Origin of the sequence: Serratia myotis (assembly GCF_027474885.1) — a bacterium.
Classification (GTDB): domain Bacteria; phylum Pseudomonadota; class Gammaproteobacteria; order Enterobacterales; family Enterobacteriaceae; genus Serratia; species Serratia proteamaculans.
This window is the reverse complement of record NZ_CP099707.1, coordinates 1,859,770-1,885,794: the sequence shown is the minus strand read 5'-3', so window position 1 is coordinate 1,885,794 and position 26,025 is coordinate 1,859,770. Positions and strand designations below refer to the sequence as shown.

Sequence of the window (26,025 nt, the reverse complement as noted above, 5' to 3'; positions counted from 1 at the left end):
GCCAATGTCATATTTGTGAGCTACGCCCGAAGAATTTGCTAAGTGGCTGATAGGCAGGAGATAAGTTAACTTATTGAAATTAAATAAAAACCCCTTTCGACGAGAAATTTTACTGTTTCTCACCGGAAGGGGTTAGATCGTTTTAGTACAAATTATTTCTAAAAACGCCCCGCCTGTGCGGCAATGTCCTGGGCTTCTTGCTGCCACCCTTGTGCCAATGTCCGCACCAAAGCATCGTAGCCGTCTTCACCCTGCTTAAGTTCCAGGCTGAACGGCCGTTTGGTCAGATTGCCCTGATGATTCAGCACCCACTCGCCGCGAATGATCGCCTTGCCGTCAAAGCGGCCATGGAAGCCGCTGATGGTGACGTTCAGTACATCCTGCTCGCTGCTCATCGGCTGCGAGGACACCACCCAACCCGGCAGCGCACTGCTCAGGTTGGTGACCAGCGTCTGCTGCAACTGTTGATCAAGCGGGCTGGCCCACAGGTTGTTCTGGGCAATAACGTACTGCACGTCATTGGTCTGATAAACCACACCGCTTTGCGCCAGGTAGTCCGCCACGCTAACGTGCTCCAGCCAAAGCTGGCGCGACGTAGTGCTGCCGCTGACCTGCGCCGGCGTGCCCAACGCCGGCAGTTGATAGTAGGTCTTCTGTGGGGTGCTGCTACAGGCGCTGAGTAACAGCGCCAGGGCTACCGGAATCCATTTCATCATTTATTGGCCTTCTTCGGCTGAGGATCGTTACTGCCCGCGGCTTCAAATACCAGCGCGTTGCTCTTTTCGTTCAGGGTACGCAGCACCGGCTGCAGTTCACGCAGTACCTGATCGAGACGTTGCATATCGCCAACCATCTTGTTGTAGGCCGGAGAACCAGGCTGGAACCCTTTCATGCTGCGGTTCAGTTCCTGCAAGGTTTTCTGCATATCCTGCGGCAGCGCCTTCATCTCTCTGCTGGCAATGATGTCATTCAGCGACTGCATGGTTTTCTGCGTCGTCTGCATGGTCTTCTGACTTTCTGCCAGCGTTTTGGTCGCTTCATTGATCATCGGATTCAGCGGCATCGAGTTGATTTTATCCAGCGTCTGCATCAGTTTCTGCTGGATCTGCGCCAAACCGCCACTGGTGGTTGGCATCAGACGATAACCAAACAACTCACGTGGCCCTTTGTAAGGTTTCTCTTGCGGATAGAAATCCAGATCGATATACAGCGAACCCGTAAGCAGATTGGCGGATTTCAAAGCGGCACGCATGCCACGCGACTCAGCGTCTTTCAAATGACTCTCAAAGTCGAAGCTGCCACCCAACTGCTTCTGGAAGCGATCGGGTTCGATGCGGATCAGCACCGGAATACGGTAGTCATTGTCCAGACGCTGTATCATGCCTTTTTTATAGAACGGCACCTGCGATACCGTACCCAGACGGATACCACGGAACTCCACCGGCGCGCCAGGCTGCAGGCCGCGAATCGAATCGGAGAAGAACATCAGGTAATCCTGGTGAACGGTATACAGCGAATCCTGGATACTGCGCTGGTTGTCGAACAGGTGATATTCCGCTTTCGGTTTCGCCAGTTCGCCGCGCTCCCAGCCTTCCGGTACGTCAAAGCTGACGCCGCCGCTGAACAAGGTCGCCAACGAGCCCATTTCCACCCGCATTCCTTGCGCCGACATGTCGAATGCCACACCGCTGTCTTTCCAGAATCGAATGTTGTTGGTCACTAGCTGATCGTAAGGCGCGGAGATAAACAACTGATAACGCATCGCGCGCATCTTCGGATCAAAATAGCTGGTTTCTACCGAACCGACGCGGTAACCGCGGAACAGCACCGGATCGCCGGCATTCAACTGGCCGGACTTTTCGCTGTCCAGCACAATGCGTAGCCCTTTGGCATCCGGAGAGGCCAGTGGCGGTGCATCCAGCAGTTGATAGTCGCCCTTGCCTGTTTTGCCTTTGTTACCCGGCTGCAGTTCGATATAGGCACCGGAAAGCAGCGTACCCAATCCGGAAACGCCCCCACGGCCAATCTGCGGCTTCACGACCCAGAAGGCAGAGTCCTGACGCAACAGCTTCTCCATGCCGGTGTTAAGGCGCGCCTCTACCACCACCTTGCTCAAGTCTTCGCTCAGAGTCACCGTTTCCACGACCCCGACGTCAACACTGCGGCTTTTGATTTTGGTTTTACCCGCTTCCAGCCCTTCTGCGGTGGTGGTCACCAGGGTGACTACCGGCCCCTGGTGGCTGAAATGGTAAAACAGGATCCAGGCGCCGATCAGTGCGGTGACAATCGGGATGATCCACACTGGCGACCAGCGTTTGATCTTCTCAACGTCCGCGACGCTATGATTATTTTCCGTCACCTTGCGGCTCCTTTTTTATTGTTTCGTTTACGCGATCCCAGGTTAGCCGGGGATCAAACGTCATGGCTGCAAACATAGTGAGGATCACTACCATGGCGAACAACAGCGCGCCAATGTCAGGATAAATGCTCATCAATTGTCCCATCCGTACCAATGCCGAAAGCACGGCAATAACAAACACATCAATCATTGACCAGCGGCCAACAAATTCAACCACTTCATAAATCAGGTGCATACGTTCGCTGTCAGCCCGGGCTTTACCGGTGCCGTTAGCATCCCAACACAGCCAGCCAATCGCCATCATTTTCAGCGAAGGCACCATAATACTGGCGATGAAGATCACCATCGCCACCGGGTAAGATCCTTCCCCCCACAGCAGGATCACCCCGGCCATGATGGTGGAAGTCAATTTATTGCCCAGTGCCTCGGTGACCATGATAGGCATCAGGTTAGCCGGAATATACAGCAGGATAGAGGTGAGCAGCAGCGCCAACGTCCATTGCAGGCTGTGACGGCGGCGCACATAACCACGGGAATGACAGCGCGGACACCGGGTCAGTTCCGCCGGCAAAATCGCCGTACAGCATTGGCAGGAGCGCAGCCCCTGACGCAACCCGGTACGCCCTACTTGCATGGGACGATCCAGGCGCGGGGCCGGTTCAATGTCATTCCACAGCCAGCGGCGATCGACACACTGGAAGGCGCGCACCTGCAGCAGGCAAAACAGGCAGTACGGCACAAAGCTGCTGCCGACACCAATATCGCCATAAGCCATCAGCTTAACGAAGCTGACCAGTACGCCGGCCAGGAAAATCTCCACCATGCACCAGGTTTTAAACTGGAACAGCATTTTGGCCATCCACTCTTTCAGCCCCTTGGGGATGGGCACTTTAGCGCACAGCAGAATAATGGCCAGCATGCAGAATGCCGGGATCAGTTGAACAAACACCATAAACAGCGTGGCCATGCTGGCGTAGTCTTCCGCCACCATCACCTGCGGGATTTGGATCAGTTTGATTTCGTTACCGAGTCCGGCAACGCGCATATTGATAAACGGGAAAATATTCGCCAGCAGCAGCATAAACAGGGCGCTGAGGGCGTAACCGATCGGCCGCTTACGCGGTTCTTCCCAGCGGGAGCTGAGGGTCGTTTTACAACGCGGGCATACCGCTTTTGAACCATATGCCAGCGGCGGCAATGCCACCAGCATGTCGCACTGCGGACACAACATCAGATTGTCCTGTTGCTGTGTTGCGTGCGTTGCATGACTGTGCTGCTCGTGATTCTCGTGGGAACACACCATATTCCTCCTTAACAACGTTGCTCACCGGTACGGCAATACCGCCCGCAGCAGCGCGCGGGCGGTATTCTCAACGGTTAGCCGTTTTTCATCGCTTCCAACTCTTCCCAACGGGCAAAGGCTTCTTCCAATGCCCCTTCGGCTGTGGCCAGCGCAGTCAGCACCTGTTGCGTTTCACTGTGAGGACGCGTGAAGAACTCAGCATCACTCATTTGCGCCTGCAGCGCCGTAATTTCCGCTTCCAACTGCTCAAGACGTTGCGGCAACTGCTCCAGCTCACGTAACAGGTTATAGCTCAGTTTAGCCGCTGTTTTCTTTGGCTGTTCAGCCTTTTTTTCTACTGCAGGCTTGTTCTGATCGGCCGCTGCCTGACGGATCGGTTTTGCCGTCGCGCGCTGATGATGCGCATCGTAGTAACCGCCGACGAAGGTGCTGATCGCACCGTTGCCTTCAAAGATCCAGCACTCGGTCACCGAGTTATCGACGAACTGACGATCGTGGCTCACCAACAGCACGGTACCCTGATAGCCGTCGATCAGCTCTTCCAGCAATTCCAGCGTTTCGACGTCAAGATCGTTGGTCGGTTCATCGAGGATCAATAAGTTACTCGGTTTCAGGAACAGCTTAGCCAGCAACAGGCGATTACGCTCACCGCCTGACAAGGCTTTCACCGGCGTCATCGCCCGTTTAGGGTGGAACAGGAAGTCCTGCAGATAACCCAGCACGTGACGGGAACGGCCGTTGACCAACACTTCCTGCTTACCTTCCGCCAGGTTGTCCATCACGGTACGTTCCGGATCCAGATCGGCGCGGTGCTGGTCGAAATAGGCCACTTCCAGCTTGGTACCACAATGCACGCGGCCGCTGTCGGCTTTCAACTGGCTGAGCATCAATTTCAGCAGCGTCGTTTTACCGCAGCCGTTCGGGCCGACCAAGGCAATTTTGTCGCCACGCTGAACCTGGGCGGAAAAATCGCGCACCAGCACTTTGCCGCCAACCTGATAGTTAACGTCTTCCATCTCAAACACGATCTTGCCGGAGCGTACGGCTTCTTCCACCTGCATCTTGGCGGTGCCCATCACTTCACGGCGTTCCGAACGCTCGTTACGCAATGCCTTAAGGGCACGCACACGGCCTTCGTTACGGGTACGGCGCGCCTTGATGCCCTGGCGGATCCACACTTCTTCCTGCGCCAGCTTGCGGTCGAATTCGGCGTTTTGCAGCTCTTCCACCCGCAGCGCTTCTTCCTTGCTCAGCAGGTACAGATCGTAGTTACCCGGCCAGGACACCAGCTTGCCGCGGTCGAGATCGACAATGCGCGTCGCCATGTTGCGGATAAAGGAACGGTCGTGGGAAATGAACACGATGCTGCCCTGGAACTCTTTCAGGAAGCCTTCCAGCCAGTCGATGGTTGAAATATCCAGGTGGTTGGTCGGTTCGTCGAGCAGCAATACGCGCGGAGAACTGACCAGCGCGCGGCCCAGTGCCGCTTTACGCAACCAGCCGCCGGAGAGCGAGGAAAGCTCTGCATCTCCGTTCAGGCCCAACTGCAACAACACTTCGCTGATGCGGCTATCGAGCTGCCACAGACCCTGGTGATCGAGGATCTCCATAATCTGCGCCATGCGCGTCAGGTTTCTTTCGCTTGGGTCGGTTTCCACCAGATGCGAAATCGCGTGATACGCTTTCAGGTGTTCTGCCTGTTCGGCTACCCCTTCGGCCACAAAATCAAACACCGTACCGCCGATATTGCGCGGGGGATCCTGTTGCAGACGCGCCACAATCAGATCTTGCTCGTAAGTCACCCGGCCATCATCCAACGGAATTTCTTTACCGAGGATCTTCAGCAGCGTGGATTTACCGGCGCCATTGCGCCCAACCAGACAAACGCGTTCGTTGTCTTCGATATGAATTTCGGTGTTGTCTAAAAGTGGTGCATCGCTGAAGGACAGCCAGGCACCGGACATGCTAATTAACGACATAGTAATTATTTTCCTTCGCCGGCGTGGGTGACCAGCCAGCAGTTATGAATTTGACGGTTACGGGCAAAGTCCTGTGACTGCGTCTGGGCGGTGATTTCTTTCGCCTCCAGACCCAATGCGCTCAGGCCGGCCATATCCATCTGGAAACCGCGCTTGTTGTTCGAGAACATGATGGTCCCGTTACGACGCAGCAACCGTTTCAAATCTTGCATCAGCGCCAGGTGATCGCGCTGAACATCAAAAGTGTTCTCCATACGCTTGGAGTTGGAGAAAGTCGGCGGATCGATAAAGATCACGTCGAATTGTTCGTCGGCATTTTGCATCCATGACAGACAGTCCGCATGGATCAATCTGTGCTGTTTGCCCGTCAAACCGTTAACTCGCAAGTTTTTCTCCGCCCATTCCAGATAGGTACGCGACATATCCACGGTAGTGGTACTACGCGCGCCCCCCAGCCCGGCATGCACACTGGCGGTACCGGTATAGGCGAACAGGTTGAGGAAATCTTTGCCTTTGCTCATTTCACCCAGCATGCGACGGGCAATGCGGTGATCAAGGAACAGACCGGTATCGAGATAATCGGTCAGGTTAACCCACAGCTTGGCGTTAAATTCTTCCACCAGCAGGAACTCGCCCTTCTGCGCCAGTTTTTCGTACTGGTTTTTGCCTTTCTGGCGCTCACGGGTTTTCAGGATCAGCTGGTTGGACGGCAATTCCAGCACCGCCAGCGTGGCGTTGATCACGTCGAAAAGACGTTGACGAGCCTTCTGTGCATCAATGGTTTTCGGCGGCGCATATTCCTGTACCACCACCTTGCTGCCGTAGCGATCCACCGCCACGTTATAGTCCGGCAGGTCGGCATCGTACAAACGGTAGCACTCAATGCCCTGCTGCTTGGCCCACTTATCAAGCTTCTTCAGGTTTTTGCGCAGGCGGTTGGCAAAATCTTCCGCCACCTGTACACCACCGGCACCCAGCGGGTTTTCCGCCAATTGGTAGTTTTTCTGCACGCAGTCCAACGGACCGTTTTTGGCTTTGAACTGGCGATCGGCACGCAACTGCAAGCAGCTAAGCAACTCCGGTGAGGCGCTGAACAACGACAACTGCCAGCCACCAAAAGCGCTCTTCATGATACGGCCCAGCATATTATGCAAGGCAATCAGCGCCGGTTCACTTTCCAGACGCTCACCGTACGGCGGGTTACAAACTACGGTACCCGTCGGGCCTTCCGGCAGTGGGTTGGTCAGTTTGGCAACGTCGTTGACGTTAAAGGTAATCAGTTCGGCGACGCCGGCACGACGGGCGTTACCGCGTGCCATTTCAATCACCCGACGATCAATATCAGAACCAAAGAAACGCGAGGTGGTTTCCTGCAGGCCGCTGCGGGCACGTTCCTGTGCTTCGGTGATCACTTCACGCCACAGATCGACGTTGTGACCATTCCAGGCGGTAAAGCCCCAGTGTTGACGGTGCAGGCCCGGTGCACGGTCAGAAGCAATCATCGCCGCTTCGATCAACAGGGTGCCCGAACCACACATTGGATCCAGCATTGGCGTCCCCGGCTGCCAGCCAGAACGCTGCACAATCGCCGCTGCCAGACTTTCTTTCAACGGTGCCTGACCGGTCAGGTCACGGTAACCGCGCTGGTGCAGGCCTTCACCGCTGAGATCAAGCGCTACGCTGGCCATATCGCGCTGCAGGAACACATTAACGCGAATGTCCGGTTGCTGCTTCGCCACCGTCGGGCGCTGTTCGATCTTGCGGGTAAAGCTGTCGACAATGGCGTCCTTGACCTTCAGCGCGCCATACTGGCTGTTGCGGATCTCTTCGTTAACACCACTGAAGTGTACGGCGAAGGTTTTATCCACACCAAAGATACTGGTCCAGTCGATCGCCTGTACACCCAGGTACAGATCCAGATCGCTGTGTACGCGGAATTCGTTCAGCGGCAGCAAGATACGTGAGGCCAAACGGCTCCACAGCAAGCTTTGGTACAGAAGACGATCGTCACCCTGAAAATGTACCCCACCCTGTACGACTTTACAGGCGTGAGCGCCCAGCGCTTCGAGTTCGCTTTTTAACAGTTCTTCCAGTCCACGCGCCGTGCTGGCAAACAGAGAGTTCATATCGTACTTATCACCAAAAAGAAAATTGTTGCGCATTATAGCTAATCCAGACCGCTTGTCATAAAGTTGCTCCCTTCTATTTAATATTCGCGCGGAGATCAGGGTGATTACGCTTGCCAAACTTTACGTTCATCCGGTTAAATCGCTTCGGGGTTTGCAACTTTCTCACGCTCAGGTTTCCAGTAGTGGCCTGGCTTTCGATCGTACCTTTATGATCACCGAACCGGATGGCACCTTTATTACTGCGCGCCAATATCCACAAATGGTGCTGTTCACCCCGGCACTGTTGGCAGACGGTTTGTTTCTGACCGCGCCGGACGGAGAAAGCGCCGCCATCCGCTTCAGCGATTTCGCCGCCGAGGCGCAACCAACCGAAGTTTGGGGCAATCATTTTACCGCCCTGATTGCACCGCAGGCGATTAATAGCTGGCTGAGCGGCTATTTCCAGCGTGAAGTACAATTGCGTTGGCTCGGCCCGGAACTGACCCGTCGCGTTAAAAAGCACCCGGAAATTCCCCTGTCTTTCGCCGACGGCTACCCTTATCTGCTGATTAACGAAGCCTCATTCAATGACTTGCAGCAACGCTGCCCTGGCAGTATCAAACTGGAACAATTCCGGCCTAATCTGGTGGTAACCGGTGCCAGCGCCTGGGCCGAAGATGGCTGGCAGGTGATCCGTGTCGGTGACGTGATGTTTGACCTGGTGAAGCCCTGCAGCCGCTGTGTGCTGACCACCGTCAGCACCGAACGTGGACGCAAGCACCCGAGTGGCGAACCGCTGAGCACCCTGCAGAAATTCCGCACCGCCGATAACGGTGATGTCGATTTTGGCCAGAATATGGTGGCACGTAACAGCGGGATTATCCGCGTTGGCGATGCAGTGGAAGTGTTATCCACCAAGCCGCCACGCCCTTATAGCGCAGGCAAAGTGGTTGAGAGCGTGCAGGCACCGCAGGACAGTACGCAAAGCGTGACCATCGACTACGCGGGAACGGTGTTTACCGGCAATAATCAGCAGATTTTGTTGGAGCAGTTGGAACAGCAAGGGCTCCGTGTGCCTTATTCGTGCCGTGCGGGGATTTGCGGAAGCTGTCGCATAACCTTGGTCAGTGGCGAAGTGGCGCCGCTGAAGAAAAGTGCAGTGGCCAACAATGGCACCATCCTCTCCTGCAGCTGTATTCCAAAAAGCGATTTGACGCTGGCGTAACGAGCCTTACATCGCCCTGTCGTAAGCCGGGGCAGAGGCTTCATCTTGCGCACAGGGTTTAAGGCGATCGTGCATCACTTTGATCGCATCACCCAGCACCATGGTGCGGCCAGCCAGTGAAAGCTGATTTTGCGCCAACAGGCAAAGGCTGGCGTTATCGCCGGCTTCCACCACCAGCAAACGGGCTTCAATCCCGCTTTCCATCACCTTTACCGCCGCCAGTTCGCCGTTCTTCGGCTGCAACGGATAATGTTGCTGAGAGAAATGCCAGCTTTTCGGCATCAGCGGTTTCAGGAAGCGATAGGCCACCAGGGCATTTAATACCAGTTCAGCGCGTTGCTCATGGCTAAGTTTTATCTGTTTGCACTGCTCTTCATAATTAAAATAAAGCGCCGCGTCATCCACACAGAAAGAGCATTCATCAAAAGCATCCGGGGTTAACATTTTGGCTGGGAAACGCGAGCGAAAGATCATCCCATTGGCTAAATCCAGCATTAGCCGATCGTGTTCAGCGTCAAAATACCAACGCCAATTATCGTCAGGTTTTATCTTCATCTCTTATCCTTCTCGCTGCCCATGCCATGCAATATTTACCCTAAAAGGTGATTTTATCACCACTAAAGTCGCTTAAACATCGGATAATTCCGCGAACGATATTTATGCTAGTGGACAAAATATAGACGAGCCGGGGGAAGAAATAAACCCCCGGCGGAAAATGAAAGGAAAAATATTAGATGTAGTTAACGATATCTTTAATCAGGCGCGGACCTTTGAAGATAAATCCGGAATAAATTTGCACCAATGAAGCCCCGGCCGCCATTTTTTCCCGCGCCGCCATCAGGGAATCAATTCCGCCGACGCCGATAATCGGCAAGCGCCCTTGCAGCTCCAGCGACAGACGGCGGATCACTTCGGTGCTGCTTGCCTGCAACGGACGACCACTCAGGCCCCCCATTTGCTCACAATAATTCAGCCCCTGGATCAATTTACGATCCAGCGTGGTATTGGTCGCGATCACGCCATCTATATTATGACGCACCAGGCTGTCGGCTATTTGGATCAATTCTTCTTCTGAAAGATCCGGCGCGATCTTTACTGCTACCGGCACATATTTGTGATGACGCTCATGTAATTCCTGCTGCTTATTTTTAATCGCAGCCAGAAGATCGTCCAACGCCTCACCATACTGTAAGGATCGTAATCCCGGAGTATTAGGTGACGAAATGTTAATCGCGATATAACCGGCATACGGATAAACTTTATCCATGCAGATCAGATAATCGTCTTTTCCTTGCTCAACCGGGGTATCTTTATTCTTGCCGATATTAATCCCCAGAATACCGCCGAAATGGGATTTCTTAACGTTTTCAACCAGATTATCCACGCCCAGGTTGTTAAAGCCCATGCGGTTGATCAGACCTTCGGCTTCCACAATACGGAACAGACGCGGTTTGTCATTGCCCGACTGCGGGCGCGGCGTCACGGTGCCCACTTCGACAGAGCCGAAACCCATGGCGCCAAACGCATCGATGCACTCGCCGTCTTTATCCAGACCGGCGGCCAAACCCAATGGGTTTTTAAAAGAGAGCCCCATACAGCTTACCGGCTTGGTCGGCACAGACTGACGAATGAGAAATTCTAACGGGGTGCCGCTGACACGGCGGAGCTGCTGAAAAGTCAATTCATGCGCACGCTCGGGATCGAGCTGGAACAACGCTTTTCTGATGAGGGGGTAGTACATGTACTCTCCTGATTTCCCGGTTGCAAACCGGGGGCGTATTATCCGGTATCCCCTGACCAATTGGAATTGATTAAAAGCAAAAAAAGCGTTTTTTACGCAATCGTTTCCCCCTGCCTGGGCTCAAACCGCCGCCAATCCGCATTTGCGCATATCAAAATCGAAAAATGAGATTTAAGTAACCCGCCTCTTTGCTGATAGGTTTAAAACACTTCTCGACCATTTTCTGATTAAACCTAACTTTTAGTTATAAGGAGTGGTAATGCGCGTTATATCACTGGCCGGTAGCCCTCGTATCCCATCGCGCTCAGCGGCGCTGCTTTCCCTGAGTAAAAACTGGTTGCAGCAGCAAGGCGTGGAAGTGATTTCCTATACCTTGCATGACTTTGATGCCGAAGATTTGCTGTACGCCAATTTTAACAGCTCGGCGATCAAGGCCTTTACCGAACAACTGGCCCAGGCCGATGGCCTGCTGGTCTCTACGCCGGTGTATAAAGCCTCGTTTTCCGGCGCGCTGAAGACCCTGCTGGATCTACTACCCGAACGAGCGCTGGATCATAAGGTGGTGTTACCGCTGGCCACCGGCGGCTCCATTGGTCATATGCTGGCGGTGGACTACGCCCTCAAGCCAGTCCTGGCAGCATTGAAAGCGCAGGAAGTCCTGCACGGGGTGTTTGCCGATGACAGCCAGGTGGTGCTGGACGGGGAAGCCATCACGCTGTCCGACAACCTGGCCGGCCGGCTGGAAGAGGCTTTAGAAAGCTTCTACCTGGCGCTAGGCCGCCGTAAACCGCCGAGAGCCACCACCACCCCATCTCTGTTTGCCCGCCAAACCGCCTGACGGCACAGCTATAAGGAGATAAGCATGAAACGACCTTCTTTACTAAGACGTTGGTTGGGTGCCAGCGCATTGGCGGGCATCATCTCGCTGGTGTGGATCAATACCGCCAGCGCACAGGATCCGGCGCAGTTTCGCATTGGCTACCAAAAAGGATCGATCAGTCTGGTCCTGGCAAAAACCCACCGGCTGCTTGAACAGCGTTTTCCCAATACCAAAATCAGCTGGATCGAATTCCCAGCAGGCCCACAAATGCTTGAAGCGCTGAACGTCGGCAGTATCGATCTGGGCAGCACCGGTGATATTCCGCCGATCTTCGCTCAGGCTGCCGGGGCGGATCTGTTGTATGTCGGTGTAGAACCCCCCAAACCCAGGGCGGAAGTGATCCTGGTGCCGGAAAACAGCCCGATCAAAACCGTCGCTGAGCTAAAAGGCCACAAGGTTGCCTTCCAGAAAGGTTCCAGCTCGCACAACCTGCTGCTGCGCTCGCTGCAAAAAGCGGGGCTGAAATTCACCGATATTCAACCGATCTATCTGACCCCGGCCGATGCCCGCGCCGCCTTCCAGCAGGGTAATGTCGATGCCTGGACTATTTGGGATCCCTACTATTCCGCGGCATTGTTGCAGGGCGGCGTGCGGGTGCTGGGTGACGGCACCGATCTGAACCAAACCGGCTCCTTCTATCTGGCGGTGCGCCCCTATGCCGAGGCCAATGGGCCATTTATTCAACAGGTGCTCGATACCCTGACACAGGCCGATGCGTTAACCCTGAGCGACCGCGCGCAAAGCGTCACACTGCTGGCGAATGCCATGGGCTTGCCGGAGAAAGTGATCTCGACCTATCTGGATCATCGCCCGCCGACGGCCATTAAACCTTTAGACGCACACACCATTGCCGCTCAGCAGGAAACTGCCGATCTGTTTTATGCCAATCGTCTGGTGCCGGTGAAGGTCGATATCTCACAACGCATCTGGCACCCGAGCGCCCCCTAATTTTGGAGAACTGACGATGAGCCTGAACGTATTCTGGTTTTTACCCACTCACGGTGACGGCCACTATCTTGGCAGTACCGAAGGGGCCCGCAGCGTCGATTACGGCTATTTACAGCAAATCGCCCAGGCTGCCGATCGGCTGGGTTTCGGTGGTGTGTTGATCCCCACCGGTCGTTCATGTGAAGACTCCTGGCTGGTGGCCGCCTCGCTGATCCCGGTCACCCAGCGGTTGAAATTCCTGGTAGCCCTGCGTCCCGGGATTATTTCACCCACACTGGCAGCTCGCCAGGCGGCAACGCTGGATCGTCTTTCCAACGGCCGGGCGTTATTTAATCTGGTCACCGGTGGCGATCCTGAAGAGTTAGCGGCGGAAGGCCTGCATTTGAACCACGAAGAACGTTACGAGGCCTCGGCGGAATTCACCCACGTCTGGCGCAAGGTGCTGGAAGGGGAAACCGTCGACTTCGACGGCAAACATATCAAGGTGAAGGGAGCAAAGCTGCTGTACCCGCCAGTGCAACAGCCACGCCCACCGCTGTATTTTGGCGGATCCTCCGCCGCCGCACAGGATCTGGCTGCCGAACAGGTTGAAATGTATCTCACCTGGGGCGAGCCGCCGGCACAGGTAAAAGAAAAAATTGCCGAGGTGCGCGCTAAAGCGGCCGCCAAAGGTCGCCAGGTACGCTTCGGGATCCGCCTGCACGTGATTGTGCGTGAAACCACAGAAGAAGCCTGGCGAGCTGCCGACCGGCTAATCGCCAATCTGGATGAAAAGACCATCGCCGATGCACAGAAGGCCTTTGCCCGCTTTGATTCCGTTGGGCAACGGCGAATGGCGGCGCTGCACGGCGGTAAGAAAGATAACCTGGAGATCAGCCCCAACCTGTGGGCCGGGGTGGGCCTGGTCCGTGGCGGTGCCGGTACCGCCCTGGTTGGCGATGGCCCGACAGTGGCAGCCCGCATGCAGGAATATGCCGACCTGGGCATCGATACCTTTATTTTGTCCGGCTACCCGCATCTTGAAGAAGCCTATCGCGTTGGCGAGCTGTTGTTCCCCCATCTTGACCTGGTGGAAAACGAAGCGCCGGTTCAGCGGCGACCGGTCAAAGCACAGGGCGAAGTGGTGGCCAATATTTATATTCCGCAACAAGCGTCGCAAAGCTGAGGAGTCGCACTATGGCAAAGGGGACACAACGGATCCTGCACCGGTTAGCGCCCTGGGCATTGCCGGTAGCGCTGGTGATTATCTGGCAGATCTCTGTGGAGGCCGGCTGGCTATCGAACCGTATTCTGCCGGCCCCGAGCGCGGTGGTGACCGCCTTCTGGACACTGACCAAAAGCGGCGAACTGTGGCAACACCTGACGATCAGCAGTTGGCGCGCGCTGATCGGTTTTAGCATCGGCGGCAGCATTGGGCTGGCGTTGGGCTTTATCACCGGCCTGTCACGCTGGGGTGAGCGTCTGCTGGACAGTTCCATGCAGATGATCCGCAACGTGCCGCATTTGGCGCTGATCCCACTGGTGATCCTGTGGTTTGGCATTGACGAATCCGCCAAGATTTTTCTGGTGGCGTTGGGCACCTTGTTCCCTATCTATCTGAATACCTACCACGGCATCAAGAATATCGATCCCGACCTGCTTGAAATGGCGCGCAGCTACGGACTCAGTGGTTTCCAGTTATTTGCCCAGGTGGTGTTGCCGGGCGCCCTCCCCTCGATCATGGTCGGCGTACGCTTTGCGTTGGGCTTTATGTGGCTAACGCTGATCGTGGCCGAAACCATTTCTGCCAATTCGGGGATCGGTTATCTGGCGATGAATGCCCGTGAATTCCTGCAGACCGACGTGGTGGTGGTGGCGATTGTGCTGTACGCGCTGCTCGGCAAGCTGGCGGACGTCAGCGCCCGGTTGCTGGAGCGAGTCTGGCTGCGCTGGCATCCGGCCTATCAACTGAAACAAGGAGAAGCGCTATGACGGCTCCCGCACGTATTCCCCAGGGTACCCCGGTCACGCTGGAGTCGATTGCCAAGCGATACGGTAACCGCACGGTACTCGACAATATCCAGTTACGCATCAGCGCCGGGCAGTTTGTCGCCGTGGTCGGCCGCAGTGGCTGCGGCAAAAGCACCTTGCTGCGTCTGATGGCCGGGCTGGAACATGCCAGCAGCGGCGCGTTATTAAGCGGAAATGCCCCTCTCGCCAGTGCCAGAGACGATACTCGCCTGATGTTTCAGGATGCACGCCTGCTGCCGTGGAAGAAGGTGATCGACAATGTCGGCCTCGGTCTGTGCGGTCATTGGCGTGCCGATGCCTTGCAAGCGCTGGAAGCTGTCGGGCTGGCCGATCGCGCCAATGAGTGGCCTGCGGCGTTGTCCGGCGGGCAAAAACAGCGGGTGGCGCTGGCACGCGCGCTGATCCATCGGCCACGCTTACTGCTGCTGGATGAACCCCTGGGGGCGCTTGATGCATTAACGCGGATTGAAATGCAGGGGCTTATCGAAGGGCTGTGGCAACAGCATGGTTTTACCGTACTGCTGGTGACCCACGATGTCAGTGAGGCTATTGCGCTGGCGGATCGGGTGATCCTGATTGAGGAAGGCCGTATCGGATTGGACCTGACCATTGACCTGCCGCGGCCACGCCGGAAGGGATCAACCAAACTGGCGGAACTGGAAGCCGAGGTGCTGGACAGGGTACTGTCTCCGCCCCCGCCACAGGCTGAAGCCTCACGTCGGGTAGCGAATTAAACAAGGGACGGCATGCCGTCCCTTTTTAGGTTTACGCGTCGAGCGCTTTGGTGATTTTCTCGAACAGGTCACCGGACAGATTCTCCAGCCCTTTCAACTGTTCCAATGCTTTACGCATCAACGCCTGACGCGAAGCATCATAACGTTTCAGGCGGATCAGCGGCTCGATCAGACGAGCAGCAATTTGTGGGTTGCGCTGGTTCAGATCGCTGAGGATCTCCGCCAGGAACTGATAACCACTGCCGTCTGCTGCGTGGAACGCTGCCGGGTTAGCGGAAGCGAAACCACCGATCAACGAACGTGTGCGGTTGGGATTACTCAGGCTGAATGAGCGATGTTTCAGCAAGCTACGCACCTTGGTCAACACGTCTGCCGCCGGGCTGGTCGCCTGCAGCACGAACCATTTGTCCATCACCAGGCCATCCCGGTGCCAACGCTCATCGAAGGCCGTCAGCAGCGCGTCGCGACAAGGCAACTGTGCCGCTACCGCTGCCGCCAGCGCCGCCAGAGAATCGGTCATATTGTCTGCCTGACGGAACTGCTCGGTCACCAGGCGATCGGCCAGCGCTTCGTCGCCGAAGGCCAGATAGCCCAGGCACACATTGCGCAGCGAACGTTTGGCGATATCCGCGTGTTCCACCCGGTAACCGTCGGTTTTGTTGGCGTTATAAACCGCCAGCCACTCGTCGGCCATTTCCTTCGCCAGGCAGCGGACAATCGCTTCGTGCACCGCGGCGATAGCTTCGGGATCGATGGTGGCGAACAGCTCGGCAATTTCGCCTTCTGAAGGCAACGTCAGGATCTGTGCGGCCAACGCCGGATCCAGCGTCTCGTCCAACAGCACCGCGCGGAACGCATCGGCAACGTGCAGCGGCAGCGACAACGGCTGTTTCTGCTGATGTTTGGCCACGTTCAGTTTGATATAGGTGGCCAGCAAACTCTGGGCCGCATCCCAACGGGCAAATTCATTGCGCGCATGCTGCATCAGGAAAGTCAGTTGCTGATCGCTGTACGGATAGTCCAGCTTCACTGGCGCAGAGAATTCACGCAACAGGGACGGTACCGGCTTGTGCGCCACGCCGTCGAACACGAAAGTCTGCTCCGCTTCGGTGACGTTCAGCACGTTATTGACCGCTGAACCGTTCTTCTGCAGCGCAATCACATTACCTTGTGCGTCGTACAGTTCGATATCCAGCGGAATATGCAGTGGCAGCTTCTCGGGTTGATCGGCGGTCGGCTCGGTTTTCTGGCTGACGTGCAGGCGATACTGCTGGTGCTCGGCGTCGTATTCGTCGCGAACGGTGAGTAACGGCGTACCGGACTGGCTGTACCAGCGGCGGAACAATGACAAGTCGACGTTGGAAGCATCCTCCATCGCCTGAACGAAATCGTCGCAGGTGGCCGCGCTACCGTCATGACGTTCGAAATACAGCTGAATACCTTTCTGGAACAGTTCTTCACCCAGCAGCGTGTGCATCATGCGGATCACTTCAGACCCTTTCTCATACACCGTCAGGGTATAGAAGTTGTTCATTTCGATCACTTTGTCCGGGCGAATGGCGTGTGCCATCGGGCTGGCATCTTCGGCGAACTGCGCGCCGCGCATAACGCGCACGTTATCGATGCGGTTAACCGGGCGTGAACCCAAATCTGAACTGAACTCCTGATCGCGGAATACCGTCAGCCCTTCTTTCAGGCTGAGCTGGAACCAGTCGCGGCAGGTCACGCGGTTACCGGTCCAGTTGTGGAAATATTCGTGGCCAATCACCGCTTCGATGTTCAGGTAATCCTTGTCGGTGGCGGTTTCGGCTTTTGCCAGCACGTATTTGGAGTTAAAAATATTTAACCCTTTATTCTCCATCGCCCCCATGTTGAAGAAGTCGACCGCCACGATCATATAAATATCGAGATCGTATTCCAGCCCAAAACGGGTTTCGTCCCATTTCATCGAATTCTTCAGCGAGGTCATCGCCCAATCGGCGCGATCCAGGTTACCGCGGTCAACGAACAGCTCCAGCGCTACGTCACGGCCGGAACGGGTGGTGAAACTGTCGCGCAACACATCGAAGTCACCGGCCACCAGCGCAAACAGGTAGCAAGGTTTTGGGAACGGATCTTGCCACTGTACCCAATGACGCCCGTCTTCCAGCTCGCCCTGGCCTACACGGTTACCGTTCGACAACAGGAACGGGTAACGCGCCTTGTCAGCCACGATGCGAGTGGTAAAGCGGGCCAGCACGTCCGGGCGATCCAGATAATAGGTAATGTGGCGGAAGCCTTCGGCCTCACACTGGGTGCACAGCGCTTCGCCAGACAGGTACAGCCCTTCCAGCGCGGTATTTTTCGCCGGGTGGATATCGTTAACCAGGGTCATGGTAAATTGTGCCGGCAGTTTCTCGATAACCAGTTTGTTATCCTGCAACTGATAGGCCGTCCACGGCTGACCGTCGATCTCAATACTTACCAGCGTCAGATCTTCACCGTTCAGCACCAGTGCCGCATCGGCAGCGCCCTGGCGTTTGATCTTGCTAACGGCGGTGACGCGAGTTGTCTCTGCGTCCAGCTCAAAATCCAGGTCAATGTCAGTGATGGTGTAATCTGGCGCGCGATAATCGTGGCGATACTTCGCCTGTGGCTGTTGTGTCATAAAAACCCTTTGACGTCTCAGTGAGTTACAGGTGCCAGGCTTTCATCATGGGCTTATTTCGCCGTGGGGAAAGAGCAGAAATTTCGATGAGCCTGATTGTAAATAAACTGTATCACAGCTACAAAAAAAACCCAGAGATGCCGGGCCTCCAGAGCGGAGAAATCGGAGGTGGATCCTAATATTGTCGACGAATTGCCCACCCAGTCAGGCTCCTTCACCTGATGCAGCGTAGAAATCAGCATTTAATGCTAAAAAATACCTTTCGTAGGACTCCTGTTCCCAGGCTTCATACCTGGATAAAAAGTGCGATCTTCTCAGAGCCTGCGGGCTGTTAGCTGCTGCTCAGCAACGTTTTTGGGCCGCCAGGCCTCACCGGGTATTGTTAAGACAGCCTGGGAGGCGCAATGATATAATTAACCATTCTGGTTCAAGGACTCGCGGCGCATATGAAAGTAAAATATCTGATCTATTTTTTTACCTTTGCCCTGATGTCCTCGTTCGCCCTGTTCATTTCCGATGAGTTGCTTGAGGCCAATACTGACTATCGAGACAACCAGCTTAACCTGTACAAAATTACCCGCGCCAAAGAGATTTCCGAAGCTTTTCAGGCCACCTTATTGGCCCACCGCTTAAAGCGCCTGAGCCAGATAGACTCGAAAATTACCCCACAGCAGTGGCAGGACGCCGATCGACTGGCCCGGGAGAAAATTGCCCGCTTTCGGCCGCATATAGAAAGTGAAATATCGCAACAACTGGGCATTCGACAAAAAATCGCGGCGCTTTCCATGCTCAGTCTGATGGAGCAATTACTCAATAACGACAACCTGCAGCTTTCGCATGTTACCGACGCCAATGCCAATCTGTTTAATATCAATAGCGCCTACTATATTTCTCAGGCCAGCAAAAGTTATTATCGCTATAGCTACGATAACCGTATGGTCGATGCTGATTCGTTTTTGTTTCTGGAAGCCGTGCGGTTAAATAACCGACTGAATATGTCCGTTACTGAACTGATCGATCAGGTTATCGACGTCAATACCAACCCGCTGGAGCGTAAAGCTGCCTATCTGAAAGCCGTTCAGCTCACCGGAGTATTGAGCGCGCTGAGCACCCGGCTGATATTTATAAAGCTGACCTACAATGATGTGCAAACCACCTTCCTGGTGAATGAGGTCCTTGAGCAATTGTCGACCAGGCAGATCAGCCTTATTACTAGCGGGCTGTATACCGCCGTGGATACCCATACCGCCTACCCGACCGATTCAATTTATCAATATGGTAGAAACCTCAGCGAGCTGTCACAACGGCTTTTTCAGCGCAGTTTTGAGATGGAAGTCGCCGCCTCTCAACATAAAATCTATAACAGCCAGACGGCCATTTACGGCATGATTTCCCTGGGTGGTCTGATCGCGCTGTTTATTTTTCTGCCAACGCTGGTTTATTGTTCAAATATCAGCCGCTGGCTGACGAAAACCCATAATAATATTTTGCGACTGTCGCGCGGGAATATGAACATCGATCGCAATGAGGTGTTCTACAGCCAGGAGTTAATGGCCATCAGCGATGCGATTAAGCAGCTCAAACAGTATCAGATGGAAAAGGTGACACTGGAAAATGAAAAACATCTGCTGATCAAAGAGCTGGAAGCCTCCTCATTTCTTGACCCTTTAACCAACATCTATAACCGCCGCAAATTTTTCCGCGAGTGCGAATCGCTGGCCGCCAGTCACTATCCGCTGGCCTTCTGCCTGATTGATATCGATAATTTTAAGAACCTCAATGACACCTACGGCCACCACATCGGTGACCTTGTATTGGTAGCATTCGGTAAACTGCTGCAGAGTGCCTTCCGTTCCAGTGATATTTTCTGTCGTTATGGTGGTGAAGAATTCGCCGTGATCCTCGGCAACTGCACGCTGGAAAATGCACGCGAAGTGATGTCCAAGCTACGCGAACGAACTCACCAATTAACCCTGACCGTAGCCGATGGGCAAAACGTGCGTTTCACCACCAGTTGCGGCATTGCCCAGGTGAGTGACATCCAGTTGTTGCCAACGGCAATCAAACAGGCGGATGAAGCGCTCTATTTCTGCAAGAATAACGGCAAGGACCGGATCGGCATTCACACGCCGCTCGGTTTTATCTGAATTGCTGTTTAAAATAATTAACATTATAATTTTTATGACTAATTAACCTAAGTCATTCACCTTACAGGCTTATCTGGCTTTTCTGCCGCTCCCCTGATGCCAAGCCGAGATAAAGGCACGTTTAATCCTCGACCCGCTCCGATGAATTGTGGTGTGATGCAGCTTCAATAACAGGATAATCCGGGTATACTCCCCCCACTTTTTTTGATTATCCGGATTTGGACACGCGCCTGACGAGGATGCAGTAACGCGCTATGACTCAATACGCCTCCCCGATTTTGACATCACTGCTTGATACTGATGCCTACAAGCTTCATATGCAGCAAGCAGTGTTTCATCGCTATCCCGCTATCAGCGTGGCGGCGGAATTCCGCTGCCGTGGTGATGAGCTGCTTGGTGAATATGCCGACGAGATTGGTGCGCAAATCGCACTGATGAGCCAGTTGGCGCTGACAGACGCTGAGTTCCAATATCTCTCAGGACTGCCCTTCTTCCGTGAAGATTATCTGAACTGGCTGCGCGGTTTCCGCTACGACCCAAAACAGGTTCAAATCGAAAACCGCGCGGGCAAACTGCATATCCGTATCGCCGGCCCATGGCGCGAAGTGATCATGTGGGAAGTCCCTCTGCTGGCGGTAATTAGCGAAGTGGTACACCGCCACCGCTCGCCGGATGTCACACCAGACATGGCGGTAACCCACCTGCGCAACAAGCTCGCACAGTTTAAAGCCATGAGTGCCGACGTGGATATTTCGCGCTTTAAGCTGATGGACTTCGGCACCCGTCGTCGTTTTTCGCAGGATGTGCAGCAAACGATCGTTAGCACACTGAAAAACGAATTCCCGTATCTGGTAGGCACCAGCAATTACGATCTGGCGCATCAGCTTGGCCTTGCGCCGGTCGGCACCCAGGCCCATGAATGGTTCCAGGCACATCAGCAGATCAGCCCAGTGCTGGCCAATAGCCAGCGGGCGGCGTTACAGGCCTGGTTGGATGAATATCCGGATCAGCTCGGCATCGCCCTGACCGACTGCATCACCATGGATGCCTTCCTGCGTGATTTTGGTCCGCAGTTTGCCCAGCGCTATCAGGGCCTGCGCCACGATTCGGGCGATCCGTTCGAATGGGGCGAGAAAGCCATCGCACATTACCAGAAGCTGGGTATCGATCCGATGAGCAAAACGCTGGTGTTCTCCGATAATCTGGATCTGGACAAAGCGCTGGCGCTTTACCGTCACTTCTACCAACGCGTTAACCTGGTGTTCGGCATAGGTACGCGTCTGACCTGTGATATTCCCGGTGTCAAACCGCTGAACATCGTTATCAAGCTGGTCGAATGCAAAGGCAAACCGGTGGCTAAACTCTCCGACAGCCCAGGCAAAACCATCTGCCAGGATCAGGCCTTTGTCAAAGCGTTACGCAAAGCCTTCGATCTGCCGTTGGTAAAAAAAGCGAGCTAAGCCCCCCGCCCTGCGAACGCCAAAAAGCCGGCTGAAATCTTCACGCCGGCTTTTTTCTTCTTTATAAGACACTTCCCGCAGCCCCCTTTTCACTCTGCCCCAAGAAATGTTGCACCAATCCGGCGATTTCTGCTTGTGCTCTGCACCGCGGCAAGTAACATAGCAACATCCCCATATTCTTGGGTTGTAAGCTATTTCTAAACCAAATTATTAAAGAGAGAAATCTATGAGCGTTGTGCCTGTAGTCGACGTACTGCAAGGCCGTGCTGCGGTTGACAGTGAAGTCACCGTACGCGGTTGGGTGCGTACCCGGAGAGATTCTAAAGCTGGTATCTCCTTCCTGGCCGTCTATGACGGTTCCTGCTTTGATCCGTTACAGGCCGTCGTTAATAATTCTCTGCCGAATTATCAGGATGAAGTGCTGCATCTGACCACGGGCTGTTCAATTGAAGTCACCGGCAAAGTGGTGGCCTCTCCGGGCGATGGCCAGAGTTTCGAGCTGCAGGCAACTGCGATTAAAGTGGTGGGTTGGGTTGACGATCCAGATACCTACCCAATGGCGGCCAAACGCCACAGCATCGAATACCTGCGCGAGGTCGCTCACCTGCGCCCACGTACCAACCTGATTGGTGCCGTTGCCCGCGTGCGTCATACGCTGGCGCAGGCCATTCACCGTTTCTATCATGAGAACGGCTTCTTCTGGGTTTCCACCCCACTGATCACCGCCTCCGATACCGAAGGCGCCGGCGAGATGTTCCGCGTTTCGACGCTGGATCTGGAAAACCTGCCGCGTACCGATAAAGGCACTGTCGATTTCAGCGAAGACTTTTTCGGTAAAGAAGCCTTCCTGACCGTTTCCGGTCAGTTGAACGGCGAGACCTATGCCTGTGCCCTGTCGAAAATTTATACTTTCGGCCCAACGTTCCGTGCCGAGAACTCCAACACCAGCCGCCACCTGGCGGAGTTTTGGATGATCGAACCGGAAGTGGCGTTTGCCGATCTCGAAGATATCGCCGAGTTGGCGGAAAAAATGCTGAAGTATGTGTTCCAGGCCGTGTTGAACGAGCGTATGGATGACATGCAGTTCTTCGCCGAGCGCGTAGACAAGGATGCGATTGATCGCCTGCAGCGTTTTGTTTCTTCCGATTTTGCTCAGGTTGATTATACCGAAGCGGTGGAAATCCTGATCGCCTCCGGCCAGACGTTCGAAAACCCGGTTTCCTGGGGTATCGACCTGTCTTCCGAGCACGAGCGTTATCTGGCCGAAAAACACTTCAAAGCGCCGGTGGTGGTGAAAAACTACCCGAAAGACATCAAAGCCTTCTATATGCGTATGAACGAAGACGGCAAGACCGTTGCGGCGATGGACGTGCTGGCCCCGGGCATCGGCGAGATCATCGGCGGCGCTCAGCGTGAAGAACGCCTGGACGTGTTGGATCAGCGTCTGGAAGCGATGGGTCTGAATAAAGAAGATTACTGGTGGTACCGTGACCTGCGTCGTTACGGCACCGTGCCACATGCCGGCTTCGGCTTGGGCTTTGAGCGTTTAATCGCCTATGTGACCGGTGTGCAAAACGTGCGTGATGTTATTCCATTCCCACGTACGCCACGTAATGCAAGCTTTTAATTAATCAGATAATCCATTTTCCAATTAATTTAGTTACAAAACCAAGGCCAGCTTTGCTGGCCTTTCGCATTTTTTAATATTGACGCACGTCACAAAGTTCCCCGAATATTACATATTGTTACAAATACTTTCTTTTTGAAACCTAATTAGGACATTGGTAGCATTTTCGTTCTAGATTAACCCGGCGACGAATGGAACACTGCGTGCAGACACAGGACGACACCAATCTATCAACAATAGTTCAAAAGAATTATTGGCGGCAGTGGCAAAGGTGTCCGAATAACACCAATGAGGGTAATATAATGATGAAGCGCAACATTCTTGCAGTGGTAATCCCAGCTCTGTTAGCAGCTGGTGCAGCAAACGCTGCTGAAATCTACAACAAAGACGGCAACAAACTGGATCTGTACGGTAAAGTTGACGGTCTGCACTACTTCTCAGACGACAAAGGCAATGATGGCGATCAGACCTATGTTCGTTTCGGCTTCAAAGGTGAAACCCAGATTACTGACCAACTGACCGGTTACGGCCAGTGGGAATACAACGTTCAAGCTAACCACGCTGAATCTCAAGGCACCGAAGGCACCAAGACTCGTCTGGGCTTCGCAGGTCTGAAATTCGCTGACTATGGTTCATTCGACTACGGCCGTAACTACGGCGTACTGTACGACGTGGAAGGCTGGACAGATATGCTGCCAGAGTTCGGTGGCGATACTTACACCTACACCGACAACTTCATGACTGGCCGTACCAACGGCGTTGCTACTTACCGTAACAACAACTTCTTCGGTCTGGTTGACGGTCTGAACTTCGCCGTTCAGTACCAGGGCAAAAACCAGAACGATGATCGTGATCTGAAGAAACAAAATGGCGATGGTTGGGGCCTGTCTTCTACTTATGACATCGGCGAAGGCGTAAGCTTCGGTGCTGCGTATGCATCTTCCAACCGTACCGACGATCAGAAACTGAATGCTACCGCCAAAGGCGACAAGGCTGACGCATGGACCGTGGGCGCGAAATACGACGCCAACAACGTTTACCTGGCAGCCATGTACTCAGAAACCCGTAACATGACTCCATACGGCGAATCTGACTTCACTATCGCTGACAAAACTCAGAACTTCGAAGTGACTGCACAGTACCAGTTCGACTTCGGTCTGCGTCCAGAAGTTTCTTACCTGCAGTCTAAAGGTAAAAACCTGTCTAGCCGCACTGCGAACGGTTCTAGCTTCGGCGGCGGCGATGCCGACCTGGTTAAATATGTTTCTGTTGGTACCACTTACTACTTCAACAAAAACATGTCTACCTATGTTGATTACAAAATCAACCTGCTGGACGACAACGAATTCACCAAAGCCAACGCCATCGCTACCGATGACATCGTTGGTGTAGGCCTGGTTTACCAGTTCTAAGTTGTCACACTTAACGACGGTTCACCGTCGGACAAGTTAAAAAACAGGGCTTCGGCCCTGTTTTTGTTTTTGCATTCTCCTGAATTTTTATCCTGCCAATCCCCCCTTCTCCCTCATTTTTTATGCTGAATATGCGTCCTTCACAAGATCGAGGTGTTTTTCTCGCAAACGGTTGGCAAAGGGCATAACTGGCGCTACCCTGATGCTTCTGTCTGCTTAACTCCGAGCCATGGAAGCACCTGACATGTTTGAAAAAATCACTGCTGCACCTGCCGATCCGATCCTGGGTCTGACCGACATTTTCCGCGCTGACGCCCGCCCTAACAAAATCAACCTGGGGATTGGGGTTTATAAAGATGAAACCGGTAAGACTCCGGTGCTGACCAGCGTTAAAAAAGCTGAGCAGTATCTGCTGGAAAATGAAACCACCAAAAACTACCTCGGCATTGAAGGCATCCCGGCGTTCGCCAACTGCACGCAAGAGTTGCTGTTCGGCAAACAAAGCCCAATCATCGCCGACAAGCGTGCGCGCACCGCACAAACTCCTGGTGGCACCGGCGCTCTGCGTGTAGCAGCTGACTTCATCGCCAACCAGACCAGCGCAAAACGCATCTGGATCAGCAACCCAAGTTGGCCGAACCACAACAATGTGTTCGGGGCTGTCGGTCTGGAAGTACTGGAATATGACTACTACGACGCGGCCAATCATGCGCTGGACTTCGATGGCCTGCTGAACAGCCTGAAACAGGCTCAGGCGGGCGATGTGGTACTGTTCCACGGCTGCTGCCATAACCCAACCGGTATTGACCCAACGGCTGAGCAATGGGCCCAGTTGGCCGAGCTGTCTGTGGCTAACGGCTGGTTGCCGCTGTTTGACTTTGCTTACCAGGGTTTCGCGAAAGGACTGGAAGAAGATGCTCAGGGCCTGCGTATTTTTGCCGCCAAACACCAGGAACTGATCGTTGCCAGCTCTTACTCGAAGAACTTCGGTCTATACAACGAACGTGTAGGTGCCTGTACTGTGGTTGCCGCAGATGCAGAGACTGCCGATCGTGCCTTCAGCCAGGTGAAAGCCGCCATTCGCGCCAACTACTCCAACCCACCGTCACACGGCGCTGCCATTGTAGCGACCATCCTGGGTGACGAAGCATTACGTGCGCTGTGGGAGCAGGAACTGACCGACATGCGTCAACGCATTCACCGCATGCGTCAGCTGTTCGTGAATACCCTGCAGGAGAAAGGAGCTGAGCAGGACTTCAGCTTTATCATCAATCAGAACGGCATGTTCTCGTTCAGCGGGCTGACCAAAGAACAGGTGCTGCGCCTGCGTGATGAGTTTGGCGTCTACGCCGTTAACTCTGGCCGCGTTAACGTTGCCGGCATGACGCCGGACAATATGGCGCCGTTGTGCGAAGCCATCGTCGCCGTGCTGTAAAACCGGCACG

The 26,025-nt window shown here is 54.3% G+C and carries 19 protein-coding genes; 11 read left to right on the top strand and 8 right to left on the bottom strand.

What is annotated here, in order from left to right:
• Positions 1 to 158 precede the first annotated feature (158 nt).
• The 5 genes from pqiC to rlmKL all read right to left on the bottom strand — a co-directional run bounded on the left by pqiC (position 159) and on the right by rlmKL (position 7,767).
• Positions 159 to 716: a membrane integrity-associated transporter subunit PqiC gene (gene pqiC / locus NHG65_RS08765; RefSeq protein ID WP_099061712.1), complete on the bottom strand. Its 558-nt coding sequence runs from the start codon at positions 714 to 716 to the stop codon at positions 159 to 161.
• Positions 713 to 2,359 (bottom strand): intermembrane transport protein PqiB, encoded by a 1,647-nt coding sequence (pqiB, locus tag NHG65_RS08760; RefSeq protein ID WP_099061713.1) that lies wholly within the window; start codon positions 2,357 to 2,359, stop codon positions 713 to 715. Before pqiB ends, pqiC begins: the two co-directional genes overlap by 4 nt.
• On the bottom strand, positions 2,346 to 3,662 hold the full coding sequence (pqiA, locus tag NHG65_RS08755) for a membrane integrity-associated transporter subunit PqiA (RefSeq protein WP_099061714.1): 1,317 nt from the start codon (positions 3,660 to 3,662) through the stop codon (positions 2,346 to 2,348). Before pqiA ends, pqiB begins: the two co-directional genes overlap by 14 nt.
• Before the next feature lie 74 nt (positions 3,663 to 3,736).
• Entirely contained in the window at positions 3,737 to 5,641 is a 1,905-nt protein-coding gene (locus NHG65_RS08750) for an ABC transporter ATP-binding protein (protein WP_099061715.1), read from the bottom strand.
• A gap of 5 nt (positions 5,642 to 5,646) precedes the next feature.
• Complete coding sequence (gene rlmKL / locus NHG65_RS08745; protein ID WP_112350452.1) at positions 5,647 to 7,767, bottom strand: bifunctional 23S rRNA (guanine(2069)-N(7))-methyltransferase RlmK/23S rRNA (guanine(2445)-N(2))-methyltransferase RlmL; 2,121 nt, start codon at positions 7,765 to 7,767, stop codon at positions 5,647 to 5,649.
• A 103-nt stretch (positions 7,768 to 7,870) separates the two neighbouring features.
• Between rlmKL and NHG65_RS08740 the strand changes: the two genes are divergently transcribed.
• Positions 7,871 to 8,974, top strand: a complete 1,104-nt coding sequence (locus NHG65_RS08740; RefSeq protein ID WP_261415749.1) for a YcbX family protein — start codon at positions 7,871 to 7,873, stop codon at positions 8,972 to 8,974.
• 6 nt (positions 8,975 to 8,980) lie between these two features.
• Here the strand turns inward: NHG65_RS08740 and NHG65_RS08735 are convergent, their stop codons facing one another.
• Entirely contained in the window at positions 8,981 to 9,529 is a 549-nt protein-coding gene (locus NHG65_RS08735) for a cell division protein ZapC (RefSeq protein WP_012006168.1), read from the bottom strand.
• A 175-nt stretch (positions 9,530 to 9,704) separates the two neighbouring features.
• Entirely contained in the window at positions 9,705 to 10,715 is a 1,011-nt protein-coding gene (gene pyrD, locus NHG65_RS08730; protein WP_099061717.1) for a quinone-dependent dihydroorotate dehydrogenase, read from the bottom strand.
• 259 nt (positions 10,716 to 10,974) lie between these two features.
• On the opposite strand from pyrD, the gene ssuE reads away from it, so the two are divergent.
• From ssuE to ssuB, 5 genes are read left to right on the top strand one after another with little or no spacing between them, the layout of a single operon-like run.
• Entirely contained in the window at positions 10,975 to 11,553 is a 579-nt protein-coding gene (gene ssuE / locus NHG65_RS08725; RefSeq protein ID WP_499183168.1) for an NADPH-dependent FMN reductase, read from the top strand.
• A gap of 24 nt (positions 11,554 to 11,577) precedes the next feature.
• Entirely contained in the window at positions 11,578 to 12,543 is a 966-nt protein-coding gene (locus NHG65_RS08720) for a sulfonate ABC transporter substrate-binding protein (protein WP_499183167.1), read from the top strand.
• Positions 12,544 to 12,559: 16 nt separating this feature from the next.
• Positions 12,560 to 13,708: an FMNH2-dependent alkanesulfonate monooxygenase gene (gene ssuD / locus NHG65_RS08715; protein ID WP_499183166.1), complete on the top strand. Its 1,149-nt coding sequence runs from the start codon at positions 12,560 to 12,562 to the stop codon at positions 13,706 to 13,708.
• An 11-nt stretch (positions 13,709 to 13,719) separates the two neighbouring features.
• Positions 13,720 to 14,514: an aliphatic sulfonate ABC transporter permease SsuC gene (gene ssuC, locus NHG65_RS08710; protein ID WP_099061721.1), complete on the top strand. Its 795-nt coding sequence runs from the start codon at positions 13,720 to 13,722 to the stop codon at positions 14,512 to 14,514.
• On the top strand, positions 14,511 to 15,287 hold the full coding sequence (gene ssuB / locus NHG65_RS08705; protein ID WP_499183165.1) for an aliphatic sulfonates ABC transporter ATP-binding protein: 777 nt from the start codon (positions 14,511 to 14,513) through the stop codon (positions 15,285 to 15,287). Before ssuC ends, ssuB begins: the two co-directional genes overlap by 4 nt.
• Before the next feature lie 31 nt (positions 15,288 to 15,318).
• Here ssuB and pepN read toward each other — a convergent pair whose 3' ends face one another.
• Positions 15,319 to 17,934, bottom strand: a complete 2,616-nt coding sequence (pepN, locus tag NHG65_RS08700; protein ID WP_499183164.1) for an aminopeptidase N — start codon at positions 17,932 to 17,934, stop codon at positions 15,319 to 15,321.
• 446 nt (positions 17,935 to 18,380) lie between these two features.
• Between pepN and NHG65_RS08695 the strand changes: the two genes are divergently transcribed.
• From NHG65_RS08695 to NHG65_RS08675, 5 genes are all read left to right on the top strand, one after another.
• A complete protein-coding gene (locus NHG65_RS08695) occupies positions 18,381 to 20,081 on the top strand; it encodes a GGDEF domain-containing protein (protein WP_499183163.1) in 1,701 nt (566 codons plus the stop codon).
• 254 nt (positions 20,082 to 20,335) lie between these two features.
• Positions 20,336 to 21,541: a nicotinate phosphoribosyltransferase gene (gene pncB / locus NHG65_RS08690; protein ID WP_261415745.1), complete on the top strand. Its 1,206-nt coding sequence runs from the start codon at positions 20,336 to 20,338 to the stop codon at positions 21,539 to 21,541.
• A 226-nt stretch (positions 21,542 to 21,767) separates the two neighbouring features.
• Positions 21,768 to 23,168, top strand: a complete 1,401-nt coding sequence (asnS, locus tag NHG65_RS08685) for an asparagine--tRNA ligase (protein ID WP_099061727.1) — start codon at positions 21,768 to 21,770, stop codon at positions 23,166 to 23,168.
• 302 nt (positions 23,169 to 23,470) lie between these two features.
• The gene (gene ompC / locus NHG65_RS08680; protein ID WP_272931544.1) at positions 23,471 to 24,580 is read left to right on the top strand and encodes a porin OmpC; all 1,110 of its coding nucleotides are present in this window, start codon (positions 23,471 to 23,473) and stop codon (positions 24,578 to 24,580) included.
• Between the two features lie 244 nt (positions 24,581 to 24,824).
• Entirely contained in the window at positions 24,825 to 26,015 is a 1,191-nt protein-coding gene (locus tag NHG65_RS08675) for an amino acid aminotransferase (RefSeq protein WP_099061729.1), read from the top strand.
• Positions 26,016 to 26,025 lie beyond the last annotated feature (10 nt).

Excerpts from the sequence above, each read along its gene's own strand:
- pqiC (WP_099061712.1), bottom strand. The coding sequence starts at position 716 with ATGATGAAATGGATTCCGGTAGCCCTGGCGCTGTTACTCAGCGCCTGT.
- pqiA (WP_099061714.1), bottom strand. The coding sequence starts at position 3,662 with ATGGTGTGTTCCCACGAGAATCACGAGCAGCACAGTCATGCAACGCAC.
- NHG65_RS08750 (WP_099061715.1), bottom strand. The coding sequence starts at position 5,641 with ATGTCGTTAATTAGCATGTCCGGTGCCTGGCTGTCCTTCAGCGATGCA.
- rlmKL (WP_112350452.1), bottom strand. The coding sequence starts at position 7,767 with ATGAACTCTCTGTTTGCCAGCACGGCGCGTGGACTGGAAGAACTGTTA.
- NHG65_RS08735 (WP_012006168.1), bottom strand. The coding sequence starts at position 9,529 with ATGAAGATAAAACCTGACGATAATTGGCGTTGGTATTTTGACGCTGAA.
- pyrD (WP_099061717.1), bottom strand. The coding sequence starts at position 10,715 with ATGTACTACCCCCTCATCAGAAAAGCGTTGTTCCAGCTCGATCCCGAG.
- ssuE (WP_499183168.1), top strand. The coding sequence starts at position 10,975 with ATGCGCGTTATATCACTGGCCGGTAGCCCTCGTATCCCATCGCGCTCA.
- NHG65_RS08720 (WP_499183167.1), top strand. The coding sequence starts at position 11,578 with ATGAAACGACCTTCTTTACTAAGACGTTGGTTGGGTGCCAGCGCATTG.
- ssuD (WP_499183166.1), top strand. The coding sequence starts at position 12,560 with ATGAGCCTGAACGTATTCTGGTTTTTACCCACTCACGGTGACGGCCAC.
- ssuC (WP_099061721.1), top strand. The coding sequence starts at position 13,720 with ATGGCAAAGGGGACACAACGGATCCTGCACCGGTTAGCGCCCTGGGCA.
- ssuB (WP_499183165.1), top strand. The coding sequence starts at position 14,511 with ATGACGGCTCCCGCACGTATTCCCCAGGGTACCCCGGTCACGCTGGAG.
- pepN (WP_499183164.1), bottom strand. The coding sequence starts at position 17,934 with ATGACACAACAGCCACAGGCGAAGTATCGCCACGATTATCGCGCGCCA.
- NHG65_RS08695 (WP_499183163.1), top strand. The coding sequence starts at position 18,381 with ATGAAAGTAAAATATCTGATCTATTTTTTTACCTTTGCCCTGATGTCC.
- pncB (WP_261415745.1), top strand. The coding sequence starts at position 20,336 with ATGACTCAATACGCCTCCCCGATTTTGACATCACTGCTTGATACTGAT.
- asnS (WP_099061727.1), top strand. The coding sequence starts at position 21,768 with ATGAGCGTTGTGCCTGTAGTCGACGTACTGCAAGGCCGTGCTGCGGTT.
- ompC (WP_272931544.1), top strand. The coding sequence starts at position 23,471 with ATGATGAAGCGCAACATTCTTGCAGTGGTAATCCCAGCTCTGTTAGCA.
- NHG65_RS08675 (WP_099061729.1), top strand. The coding sequence starts at position 24,825 with ATGTTTGAAAAAATCACTGCTGCACCTGCCGATCCGATCCTGGGTCTG.